Raw genomic sequence first — 12,058 nt, forward strand, 5'->3', positions numbered from 1 at the left:
ATGACTTATTTAATCCACAATCGCCGCAATTTGTCAAGAGAAATCCATAGCCGCTGCAGATTTTTCGGCCTTTAAAAAGTCCGCGACGATGCGTGCGGCCAGTCCGGAATCCCGGGACTCGCTCTTCAGGGCCTCCGCCATCCGGTCGGCGCCCGCAAAGCCCTTGCGGATCAGGTCAGCCAACAATCGGCGTCCTTGCCGGGGATTGATTTCCGGGTGGATTTGAAGGCCCAGGATTCGTCCATCCCGCGATTGAAACGCCTGAATCCGGCAAAAATCGGTCTCGGCCAGAACTTCAAATCGCGAGTCCATCTCCACCGCCTCATCGAAATGAAGGCTGAAGGAATAAGCCGGCCCCGGATCGCCGAGCGGACCTCCCGGCGCGACGACCCGGATCGGAATCCAGCCGATCTCCGGACGGGCGCATCGGCGGACATGATCGGGCCCGGACAGGACATAGGCCAGGAGCTGATGGCCCCAACAGCTTCCCAGAAAGGCCAATCCCCTGTCCAGGCCTTTCCGAATCCATTCGGCTTCCTCCAGAGCCCAGGGATCCATCTCCAGAATCGAGGCCTCCGACCCCGTCAGAATCACATGCGTAAACCCGTCGGTCCATCGGGGAAATTTGTGATCCCGGGCCGTAAAAGATTCCCAGACACAGTTCAGGAAAGGGCTCCAGTGTTCAACGGGCCGGTAAACGTCAGGATCAATCGAATTGTCGATCAGCGCAACTTTGGCGGTTTTGCTCATGCGATGTATTATATCCGCTCCGCTCTTCCGGATAAAGAGTAGCATCGGACCGCGGCTTTTTGATATAATGCCTTGCTTATTGCCAGGACATATAAGGAAGAAGGAGAGTTCCGTGCATACCGTTAATGTGGAAACCGAACTCCATGTCACGACTCCCGATGAGCCCGGGATTTATGGCCGGGTACTGGGAACTCTGGCCAATGCGGGCATCAACCTCAGGGCATTGAACGTCGCCTCCGTCGGCGATGAGGGGCACTTCCGGCTCATCACTTCCGACAACGCCAAGGCTCAGAAAGCCCTCAAATCCCTGGGATACAAAGTCAAGACCCACAAAGTCGTTACGGTCCTGATCAGCGACCGCATCGGCGCCGGGTCCGAAATCGGAGCCCTTCTGGGCAACGCCGTCATCCATATCAGTTCCTCGTACGGGACCTCGGCGGGCGCCGGCAAAACCCTGCTCGTTTTCCAGACCAACCATAACACCAAGGCCGTCAAGACCTTGAAATGACATGCCCTCCGCCTTGAAACGCGTCCTCGTCGTCACGTCCGACGTCCCCTTTGTCACGGGCGGGCACTTGGTGATCGCCCGCAGCACCGTGAGGGCCCTCCGGGAGTGCGGCCACGAAGCCGACCTTGTTCTGACCCCGCAGAACAGATTCGGCCGTCAATTCAGCGCCTATCTGGCCAATCGTTTCACGGATGTCGGTATGGACGGTCTGGGCCGGACGATCGACCACGTCATTTCATTCCGTTTTCCGAGTTTCGCCGTCCGCCACCCCAGCCATGTCTGCTGGCTGAACCACAGGCTTCGCGAATACTATGACTTGTGGCCCATGCTCCGCGATCAACTGGGTTTCCGAGGCAAAGTGAAGGAGGAAATCCGGCGGCGCATTCTTCGGATCGTCGACACGCACCTCCTCAAAAGGAGTGTCAGGAAAGTCTATGCCCAGTCGGGTACCATTCAGGCCCGTCTTCAGAAATGGGGAAGCATTCCCTCGGAAATCCTCTATCCTCCCCCGCCTCAGCGACGTTACCGGACCGAAAGTTACGGGAATTTCATCCTGGCCGTTTCCCGGCTTCAGAAACTCAAGAGAATCGATCTTCTTGTGGACGCCTTCCGGTTCGTCGACAATACCGGTCTGCGCGCCGTCATTGTCGGAGACGGTCCGGAACGGACCGCGCTTGAGATCCGAGTCCGGGAGGCCGGTTTGGAACACCGCATCGACTTTCCGGGGGAACTTGATGATGAGGGGATTCTCGATCTATACGCGCGATGCCGAGCGGTTTTTTTCTGCCCCTATAACGAGGACTACGGCCTAGTGACCCCCGAAGCCTTCGCTTCACGCAAGGCTGTCGTCACGGCGACGGACAGCGGAGGCCCCGCCGAACTCGTCCGCGACGGGATCAACGGATTCGTCACCGACCCCAACCCGAAGGACATCGCCCGCCGCCTGAACGAGCTGGGCGGAGACACGGCCCTCGCGGAACGCCTGGGCGACCGGGCCGCCGAAACCGTCTCCGATATGACATGGGAAAAGGCCGTCTCCCGCCTCCTTCTTCTCCCCGGCTGATCCTTCAAAGCCGCAACATTTTTCATTGACATCCACCCTGTTTTCTCCTAAAATGAATGTCCTGAGTCGAGATTCAAGGAGGACATAATGGCAAAAGCCGAACCCAATGTCGTTCCCCTGTGCGACGTTTTGCTCGTTCTGCTCATCATTTTCATGGTCATCACGCCCATGGTTCAAAGAGGAATCGATGTCAAGCTTCCCGAAACGCAGGCCGATGCCGGCGGCGGCCAGCAGGCGGGTCTGATCGTCGTTACGGTTAAAAAGGACATGACCATCGAGATCAATAATGCGCCCACGGAAAAGCGCACCCTCCTCGAGGAATTGAGACGGTATTACGCCACCCGGCAGGATAAGACCATTTTTATCCGGGCGGAGGCAACCGTTCCTTTCCGGAATGTCATGGAAATCATCGACATCGCCAAGGGAGCGGGTGTCGATGTCCTGGCCCTCATCCCCGAGTTTTTCGAGGAATAAGCGGCCGGACCGGACCGGGAAACCATTCCCGGCCGGCTCAAACGAATCGTCGTTTCATAGCCGCGGCTGATCGGAATTCGGCCGCGGCTTTTTCTTTTTCTTGCCTTCCTCAAACTTGCGACTCGTTGCGGGGGTTCCCCTTGCGCCCCCGCAGAGCCAATTTGGGATTTTTAGAGTGCAACACACAGCAGATGAGGCCGGATCGCGGCCCGCCCGGAGTGTAGCGACTTATCCTTTGATGGGGCCGATCACATCCCGGGAAATGATCAGCCTCTGGATTTCGTTGGTCCCCTCGTAGATCTGAAGAAGCTTGGCGTCCCGGACCAGTTTTTCGATGGGATAGTCCTTCATGTATCCGTATCCGCCGAAGATCTGGAGGGCCTCGAGGGCGACGTCCATTCCGGCATCGGATCCAGCACACTTGGCCATGGCCGATTCCCTGCCGCAGGGCCGGTTCTGTTCCATGAGCCAGGCGGCATGCCAGACAAGATGACGGGCCGCCTGGATCTTCATGGCCATGTCGGCAAGTTTGAAGGCGACGGATTGGAAGTGGGCGATCGGTTTATCGAACTGGATGCGGGTTTTGGCATACTGAACGGCATATTCGAGCGCCGCTCGCCCGACGCCGACTCCGGCGGCGCCTACGGCGGCCCGCGTCCTGTCAAACGTCCTCATGGCAATGAGAAAACCCGCGCCCTCGCGGCCGATACGGTTCCCCTCGGGAACACGGACATCCTCAAAGAAAAGCTCGGTCGTGTTTGAGGCCCGATGACCCATCTTGTCTTCGACCTTGCCCACCGTCACGCCCGGGGTTTTTCGGGGAACAATGAAGGCGCTGATGCCTCTCGCCCCCTTCTCCGGGGCCGAGTTGGCGAAAACAACATAAAGATCGGCCACGCCGCCGTTCGTGATGAAGCATTTCGAGCCGTTGATGACATAGTCCGTCCCGACTTTTCGAGCCGTCGTCTTGATGGCCGTCGTGTCGGACCCGGCCTCGCGCTCGGTCAGACAATACGAGGCGAATCCCATCTCCCGGCAGAACGGCGCGAGGAACGTCTTTTTCTGCTCCTCGTTTCCGGCGAGGATAATCGGGGCAAAGGCGAGGGAATTGGCCATCATGGTCGTGTACATTCCGGCACACCCCCAGGACAGTTCTTCCGTCAGGACGACGGTATCCACATCGCCGATGCCGCCTCCGCCGTATTCGACGGGAATCGTGCAGGTCAGGAACCCGACATCAAAGGCCTTGCGCATCACATCTTCGGGGAATTCATGACCCTGATCGTATTTGGCGGCGACGGGACGCATTTCATTTTCGGCAAATTCCCGGGCCATATCCCGGAGAGCTTCCTGCTCCTCAGACAACTTAAATTCGAGCATGGTCTTCTCCTTCCGACAAACTGGTCCGCATGTTATACCGGATTGGGGTCCTTCTGTCAATTTCTCTGAACGACGACCTCATCTCGACGCAGAAGATACACGGCATGGGGAATATCCAGCAGAGCCGCGGCGATATCCTGGGCCCGGCCCCCTTTTCCCGGTTCGGTCGGAGTCCGCAAGACCATCTGCTGATTTTTCTCATCGATCTCGACCTTGGCTGCCGGCCAATCTGCACGCATTTCCGCAACACGCCGGGCCGTGCGCTCCGATGCTCCGGGCGGCACGTCCTCTCCGGTCAAATCCAGGGTATACCGCAGTTCTTGGATCGAGGCACCGAGCGAAGGGGAGCCGTCCGCCACCGTTTCGAGACCGCTGAAGCGGATGCCTTCCGGCAGAGACAGGTTGACCCGGGATAAGAATTCCTCTTCCGTCAGACTGCACGGCGACCGGAATTCCAGAACTTCCCGGGCCGCCTCCATGCCCAGGGGAAGCGCCGGACCGTAGACCATGCGGGGCTTGGGATGAAAGCCCTTGGTCTGCTCGAGCACGATACCCGCTCGTCGGAAACCGCGATGAATGATGTGGATGAGATCGATATGCGAGAGGAACCGGGCCCGGCCGGTTTTTCCATAAAAGGCCCGATACCGGATGGAAGAATCGGTCGGAATTCCGGACGGGGTCTCCTCCGGCATCCCCTTTCCGGGCGGTCCGGAACAGACCTGTGAGGGAAGGCTGTGCTTATCATCCGGGAAGCGGCATCCCCGGCAATCGGCACACGATCTGTCCCGGCAGGCCGGGGTCCGCCGTTCCGCAAGGGCCTGATCGAGTTCGTTGAGGAGATGGGACTTGTGAATCCCCGTATCGATGATATCCCACGGGAGTTCGGCATCCCGCGGCAGAGCCTCCAGATAACGCTCGCGGGAAACCCCCGTCTCCCGAAAGGCGTCTTCCCAGGCCCGCGCATTGAACCGGTCTCCCCAACCGTCGAAACGCGCGCCTTTTCTCCAGGCCGCGATAAGAACCGGCGTCAGCCTCCGGTCTCCCCTGGAAAACACGGCTTCCAAAACCGAAGTTTCCAGGGCATGATCCTTGAACTCAACGCTTTTCAATCCCCGGGTCAAAGATTTGATGGTTTGGATTTTTCCGGCCAGGGTCGAGGCCTCATCCATAGGCAGCCACTGGAAAGGCGTGTGCGGCTTGGGAATGAAGGAGGACAGGCTGACATGGAACCGCGGTGACGATTTGAGGAGAGATCGGCCCAACGCGACACCTTCCCGGATCAGGTCCGCAATTCCCTGAAGATCCTCCTCTCTTTCTCCCGGAAGTCCGACCATGAAGTAAAGCTTGACCAGGTTCCAGCCTCGGCGGAAGGCATAAGTCAGGGCATCCCGAATGTCCTCTTCCCGAAGATCCTTGTTGATCACCCGGCGGAGCCTGTCCGTTCCGGCCTCGGGGACAAGCGTGAAACCCGTCTTGCGGACCTTGACGATGTTTTCGACGATTCCATCGGACAGGGCTTGGGGACGTAGCGAGGACAGGGACAAAGAGACGCCTTTGTCCTCGAGTTCGGTCATCAGGATTCGAACCGTCTCTTCGAGAGAGGGATAATCGCCGATGGAGAGCGCCGAAAGAGAACTCGATTCATATCCCGTCCTTCTTACGCTTTCGAGAAGCGTTTCGACCAGATAAGACGGATCTTTCGATCTGAAGGGAGAGTAAAGAACCGAAGCCTGGCAAAACCGGCAGGATTGAGGGCAGCCGCGGGCCGCCTCAAGAGCGACGCGGTCAAATACGGTTCGGATGTTGGGAACGATGATCGACCGGGGAAAGTAGGATTTTTGAAAATCGCGTAGAACACGTTTTTCCACCTTCGCGGGCGCTCCGTCCACGGGTCGCGGCACGAGATGAAACGAAGTTCGGGACGGCATTGCACGGTAATGGGACGGAACATAGACTCCGGGAATTCCCCCCAGAGTCTTGAGCAAAGCGCTTTTTCCGTCTTTCCGCTTCTTCCCGGTCCTGACGACATCGATGATTTCAAGGATCCCCTCTTCTCCGTCTCCGATCAAAAAAAGATCGAAAATGTCGGCCAGAGGTTCGGGGTTGAAACAGGCCGGGCCGCCGCCGAGGACCAGGGGCTGATCGCCGGATCTCTCCGCACTCATCAAGGACAGCCCCCCGAGATCGAGCATGGTCAATATGTTCGTGGAGTTGAGTTCATAAAGGAGTGAAAAACCCAGGATATCGAACTCAACCAGAGGGGTCCTGTTTTCCAGGCTGAAAAGCGGCAGGCCCGCCTCCCGGAGGCCGCGTTCGAAATCCGGCCAAGGGGCGAAAACTCTCTCCGCCGCAATGTGAGGCTGGGCATTGAGCAGACCGTAAAGAATCTTCTGGCCGAGATGAGACATTCCGATCTCGTAGGCATCGGGATAGGCAAGCGCCACCCGGACCTCGGCGGTCGCCGGATTCTTGGCCGAGGCGTTCCATTCGCCGCCCGTGTATCGGCCCGGCTTTTCAACGGTCCGGAGGACCCGGTCCAGCTTTTTTTGCGGAATCGAAGGCATGATTTTCTCCGGTGGTTTCGGTCTTAGACGTTGGCGAACCGCCTCATCCGGACATTGAGAACAAGACCGCAGGCCAGTCCGTTGGCAACGAGTGAGGATCCTCCGTAGCTGATAAACGGCAGAGGAATTCCGGTCACGGGAAAGAAACCGATGACCATGAGGATGTTGATGAAAAATTGGAAAGCGATCATCACCCCGGCCATGAACACGATATAGACGCCCATTCTGTCACGGGACATCGCCGCCGCCGCAAAGATTCTCCTGAAGAACAGCCCGAAAAGCATCATGACTGACGCCACTCCGAGAAATCCGAACTCTTCGCCGATCACGGAAAAGACAAAATCCGTGTGCCGGGCCGGAAGAAATCTCAACTGGATCTGCGATCCGGAGGCAAATCCCTTGCCCGTCAGACCGCCCGAGCCCACCGCGATCTTCGACTGCAAAATCTGGTATCCCGCGCCTCTTGGGTCCTGGGAGGGATTGATCAGCGTCGTCAGACGTTTCTTCTGGTAGTCCTTGAGAAAAACACCCCATCCCAGAAGGCCGAGAGCCACAGCGACAATCAGGAAAACGGCGACGGCTTTCCGGTTCAGTCCGGCCAGGAGGAAAGCCGCGAGCATGATGGGGAAAAAAACCGCGGCCGTGCCGAGGTCCGGTTGGAGCATCACCAGAACCGCCGGAATCAGCGTCAGGGCAAAACCGAGCCCGGCCACGGGGGCCGACAAAGTTCTCTTTTTATACTCGCTGAAGATCGAAGCCAGGACAAGGATGAGAACGACTTTGGCCAATTCCGAGGGTTGGAACCCGATGCCGCCGATCCGAAACCACCGCCCTGTTCCGGCGATGATCCGACCGAACAGCAGCAGTCCGACGAGAAGGAGGTTCACGGCCAAATAAAGCCCGAGGGCGTAGGAGGCCAGAATTTTGTAGTCCAGGGAGGCCGCAAGGAACATGGCCGTCAGGCCGGCAAGGACCCAGAGCGCCTGCCGGAGATGGATGTCACCCGATATGACGTTGGCGGAGCTTGCCGCAACCACCACCCCGACTCCGCAAAGCAGAAGAATGACAAAGACAAGTCTCCAATCCAGTTCGCTGAAAACCCGGCGGTCAATCATACTTGTCCCTGAAAAGGCGGATCAATTCCCGGGCCACCGGGGCCGCGGTTTCTCCGCCCATGCCCCCATGCTCGACCAGGACGGCGACGGCGATCCTCGGATTGCGGCGCGGAGCAAAGCCGGAAAACCAGGAATGTGTTTTGACAATCCGGCCGCGGCGGGCCAGGATCTCCGCTCTTTCCCGGCTGATGACCTGAGTCGAGCCGGTTTTGCCGCAGACATCGAACCCCTCAACCGCGGCGCCCCGGCCGGTTCCCTGGGCATTGACGGACCGCCACATGCCCTCCACGATCTTTTCAAAGGTTGTCCGCTTGATGTCGAGAACAACGACATCTTCGAGGTCCGCAGCAGGGCGCCCCCGCGATTCATCTCCGTCGGAAAGCTTGATCCGCGGCCGGACTTTTCTTCCCCTGTTGGCGATAACAGCCGTCATGGCGGCCATCTGGACGGGAGTCACCAGCAGAGGACCCTGGCCGATGGATACCGAAATCGTCTCGCCGGGATACCAGGGCGCCCCGGACGTGCGCTTTTTCCATTCGACCGTGGGAACGAGGCCTTCCTTCTCCCCCGGAAGATCGATCCCTGTCAACCGGCCGAGTCCCAGAAGTCCGGCAAATCGGGCGATGTCGTCGACATCCATCCTGCGTCCGATGTGATAAAAGTAGACATTGCAGGACTGCCGGATGGCTTCGGCCAGATTGAGGGCGCCGTGCCCGGGCCGAAACCAGCAATGGAAAACATTTCCGTAAAGTTGGATCGAGCCCGCACAGGCATAAGTCATGGTCTCGTTGATCAAACCCGATTCCAGGCCGGCCGCGGCCATGACCAGCTTGAAGATCGAGCCCGGAGCGTAAAGGCCGCGGATCGCCCTGTTCTCCAGGGGAAAAGACGGATCTTCCATGAGTTCCGACCATTCCTCCGGAGAAAAACGGCTGATGAAACGGTTTGGATCGAAGGTGGGAAAGCTGGCCAGGCACAAAATATCTCCAGTTTCGACGTCCATAACCACGGCCGATCCTTCCCGCCCTTCGAGAAGCTGTTCCGCTTTTCTTTGGAGATCGATGTCCAGACTGAGACGGATATTCGTTCCCTTGATCGGTTCATCCTTCTCCATGATTTCGCGGCTTCGGCCATGGCTGTCCACGACATGGAGGGCTTTTCCATCCCGTCCGGCCAGCAGGTCCTGGTAATGACGTTCGATCCCCGTCCGGCCGACCATGTCTCCCAGCCGCCTTCTGCCGGACGGGGAATTCCGGATTTCGCCTTCCGTGATCTCCTGCAGATATCCAAGAACATGGGCCCCGGCCGGCCCGAAGGGATAGGATCTGCGGGCTTCAATTTCGACCAGAAGCTCGGGAAATTCTTTCTGCCGGCTTTCGATCCGAGCCACCTCTTCCAGAGTCAGGTTGTCCTTGATGACGCCGGGTTCGAAGGACGGCCGTCCGCTGAATTTTTCCATGCGGTCGAGAAGGACCTCCTCGTCCATTTCGAGAAGCCGGCTGACGCTTTTTACGGAAACGTCCCGCTCGGCCATGTTCTCCCGAATCAGCGAAACCCGGAAACCGGCCGTGTTTTCAGCCAGAATCACGCCGTTGCGATCCAGGATCAATCCGCGCGACGAGGGAATCGCCCGCTCCCGGAGACGATTGCTCTCGGCCAAACGGTGAAATTTCGCATGATCGACGATCTGGAGCTTCCAGTAGGCAAACAGCACGGCGAAAAATAGAACGGCGAGAGCCGCGACCGCGATCCGCACTCTTTTTCGGACAAGCGACAGATCTTCGTAGAATTTTTCTTCAGTCATGCGAAGCTCACGATTTCCTCCGGGCCTTGAACCAACCCGGAATATGGAAGGCCAGGCTGACCGCCAGAGCGACGGCCGGAGGCTGCAGCAGAATCCATTCACTTCCGAAAGACGCGCGCCCGGCCGAAAGCAGTCGGCCGAGGCCCGTCCAGAGCGCCAATTCCCCCGCGCTCAGCAGAAACACGAAAAGAAACCTGCGCGAAAACGGCGCAATGTTGATCTTGCGGGAAATCGAACCGGCCAGAAACCCCATGAGTGTCTTCGTGAGACCGGTATGGCCGAAAACGCCCATGGAAAAAGCGTCCTGAACAAGACCACAGGCCGTTCCGGCCGAGGCGCCGAACATCTCTCCCTTGACAATGGCCAGATAAATGACGGCCAGGGCAAAAGGATTGATGACAAGAACCAGAGAGGGATGGATCAAAACCAGGATCGAAAAAAGAAAAATGGAGGCCAGAACCGCGGCCGCGACTTCATAAAAGTTTTTCATGACGGCGTCGCTCTCACTCCGTCTTCGTTCCCAGGACGGCCACAACATCCAGGGCGCTCATTTTGAAAAAAGGCCGGACATCCACGGTTTTGAACAGAACCCCGCCCGAATCAACGGACTCGATGACACCGACCCGAATTCCCGGCGGGAAAATGCCGTCATGTCCCGTGGTTAAAAGAACCTGACCCTTTTCGCCCCGGGGATCCGTGGCCAGGATATATTTCAGGCGGCATGTGCCGGTTCGGGAATCCCCCGACAGAATCCCGGATGCGCCGCCTCCCTCGACGATGACGGCGACGCCGCTGTCGTCGTCGGTGATGAGTTGGACACGGCTTTCCCGCCGGGAAATCGGCTCGATCGTCCGTCCGATGAGGAAACCGTTTCTATCGCAAACGGCCAGATTGGGAACGACGCCGTCATGGCGTCCCTTATTGATTGTCACGGAACTGAAGACGTTGGCGGCGTCGACTCCAATGACCCGGCCCGTGATGAGATGTCTGCGAAAGCCCTCCAGTGCGGCCCGGGCCTTGTCTTGGCTGCGCGCGGCGGCAAGTTCCGCGAGAAGAAAGGCATTTTTCTGGCTCAGGAAAAACAGGTCTTTTTTCAGACGCTGGTTTTCCGCCCGGGCCCGCCTCAAACCAATGTTGTTCCGCCAGGCATCGGAAAAGCCTCCCGCCGCAGCGGAAAAGAGCCTTTGGAAAGGGGAAAAAACGGTGAAGGCGGCCCTTTCGAAAAGCGTGCGCTCCGCCCCGAAAGGCACTTGAACGGAGATGAGGACCAGATGCAAGGCCAGAAGCAACCCGAGAACGAGAAAGCTTTTTCTTTCCTTTAACGACAGCGGCATGCCGACTCTTGAGCTCCCGGACTAGATCAGGGAGATTTTTTTGAGCAGCTCGATATCGTCCAACATCTTGCCGGCGCCGAGAACGACCGTGGTCAGGGGGTTTTCGGTGATGAACACGGGAAGCTGCGTTTCCTCACGGATGCGTTTGTCCAGGTTCTTCAGTAGCGCGCCACCTCCCGTCAGAATGATGCCCCGGTCAATGATGTCCGCCGAAAGTTCTGGAGGCGTTCTTTCCAGAGCGATGCGCACGGCGTTGACGATGGAGCCGACGACATCCTCGATGCCCTCGCGGATCTCCTGGTCGTCGACGACGATGGTCTTGGGGATGCCCTCGCGGAGATCGCGGCCCTTGATCTCCATGGTCACGGGATTGTCCAGGGGATAGGCGGAACCGATCTGCATCTTGACCATTTCGGCCGTCTTTTCGCCGATGAGGAGATTGTACTTCTTCTTGAGGTAATTGATGATGGCCTCGTCCATCTCGTTTCCGGCCGTGCGGATGGAGTGGTTGAAGACGACGCCGTTCAGGGAGATCACGGCGATATCCGTGGTGCCGCCGCCGATGTCGACGACCATGTTGCCCATGGGTTCGGAAATCGGCAAATCGGCGCCGATCGCGGCCGACATGGGCTGTTCGATCAGATAGACCTCCGAAGCTCTCGACCGCATGGCCACGTCCTTGACGGCCCGTCTTTCGACCTGGGTGATGCCGGTCGGGATGCCGATGATGATCCGCGGCCGGAGAAGAAATCCCCGGTTGTTCATGGCCCGCTTGATAAAGAAATCGAGCATTTTTTCCGCCACTTCGAAATCGGCGATGACCCCGTCCCGCATCGGACGAATGGCGATGACGGAGGCGGGCGTCTTTCCCAGCATCTCCTTGGCTTTGATCCCGACGGCCTCGACTTTTCCGTTGGCCTTGTTGATCACGACTATGGAAGGTTCCTGGACGATGATGCCCTTTCCTTTGAGAAAGACGAGGGTGTTGGCGGTGCCCAGATCGATGGCCAGATCGCAAAACAGCCTTTCCTTGATCCAACTGATAACGCTCATGTTCGACTCTCGC

General features: G+C 58.2%; 11 protein-coding genes. 3 read left to right on the top strand and 8 right to left on the bottom strand.

Annotated features, from left to right (window positions below; all coding sequences use genetic code 11):
• Positions 1-33: 33 nt before the first annotated feature.
• Entirely contained in the window at positions 34-750 is a 717-nt protein-coding gene (locus tag SCM96_10555) for a hypothetical protein (protein MDW7761064.1), read from the bottom strand.
• 112 nt (positions 751-862) lie between these two features.
• On the opposite strand from SCM96_10555, the gene SCM96_10560 reads away from it, so the two are divergent.
• The 3 genes from SCM96_10560 (at position 863) to SCM96_10570 (ending at position 2,795) form a co-directional block, all read left to right on the top strand.
• A complete protein-coding gene (locus tag SCM96_10560; GenBank protein ID MDW7761065.1) occupies positions 863-1,258 on the top strand; it encodes an ACT domain-containing protein in 396 nt (131 codons plus the stop codon).
• 1 nt (position 1,259) lies between these two features.
• Complete coding sequence (locus SCM96_10565; protein ID MDW7761066.1) at positions 1,260-2,321, top strand: glycosyltransferase family 4 protein; 1,062 nt, start codon at positions 1,260-1,262, stop codon at positions 2,319-2,321.
• Between the two features lie 87 nt (positions 2,322-2,408).
• Positions 2,409-2,795, top strand: a complete 387-nt coding sequence (locus SCM96_10570; protein ID MDW7761067.1) for a biopolymer transporter ExbD — start codon at positions 2,409-2,411, stop codon at positions 2,793-2,795.
• 228 nt (positions 2,796-3,023) lie between these two features.
• On the opposite strand, the gene SCM96_10575 is transcribed toward SCM96_10570, so the two are convergent.
• The 7 genes from SCM96_10575 to SCM96_10605 are packed head-to-tail and all read right to left on the bottom strand — an operon-like array spanning position 3,024 to position 12,045.
• Positions 3,024-4,175, bottom strand: coding sequence for an acyl-CoA dehydrogenase family protein (locus SCM96_10575; GenBank protein ID MDW7761068.1), 1,152 nt, complete (start codon positions 4,173-4,175; stop codon positions 3,024-3,026).
• A gap of 56 nt (positions 4,176-4,231) precedes the next feature.
• Positions 4,232-6,739, bottom strand: coding sequence for a TIGR03960 family B12-binding radical SAM protein (locus SCM96_10580; GenBank protein MDW7761069.1), 2,508 nt, complete (start codon positions 6,737-6,739; stop codon positions 4,232-4,234).
• Between the two features lie 23 nt (positions 6,740-6,762).
• On the bottom strand, positions 6,763-7,854 hold the full coding sequence (gene rodA, locus SCM96_10585; GenBank protein MDW7761070.1) for a rod shape-determining protein RodA: 1,092 nt from the start codon (positions 7,852-7,854) through the stop codon (positions 6,763-6,765).
• The gene (gene mrdA / locus SCM96_10590) at positions 7,847-9,658 is read right to left on the bottom strand and encodes a penicillin-binding protein 2 (GenBank protein ID MDW7761071.1); all 1,812 of its coding nucleotides are present in this window, start codon (positions 9,656-9,658) and stop codon (positions 7,847-7,849) included. Before mrdA ends, rodA begins: the two co-directional genes overlap by 8 nt.
• A 7-nt stretch (positions 9,659-9,665) precedes the next feature.
• Positions 9,666-10,148: a rod shape-determining protein MreD gene (gene mreD, locus SCM96_10595; protein MDW7761072.1), complete on the bottom strand. Its 483-nt coding sequence runs from the start codon at positions 10,146-10,148 to the stop codon at positions 9,666-9,668.
• 13 nt (positions 10,149-10,161) lie between these two features.
• Positions 10,162-10,992: a rod shape-determining protein MreC gene (mreC, locus tag SCM96_10600; protein MDW7761073.1), complete on the bottom strand. Its 831-nt coding sequence runs from the start codon at positions 10,990-10,992 to the stop codon at positions 10,162-10,164.
• A gap of 21 nt (positions 10,993-11,013) precedes the next feature.
• Positions 11,014-12,045, bottom strand: coding sequence for a rod shape-determining protein (locus SCM96_10605; GenBank protein MDW7761074.1), 1,032 nt, complete (start codon positions 12,043-12,045; stop codon positions 11,014-11,016).
• Between the last annotated feature and the right edge of the window lie 13 nt (positions 12,046-12,058).

This window comes from Acidobacteriota bacterium (assembly GCA_033549365.1).
GTDB lineage: Bacteria > Acidobacteriota > Aminicenantia > Aminicenantales > Saccharicenantaceae > JAWSUF01.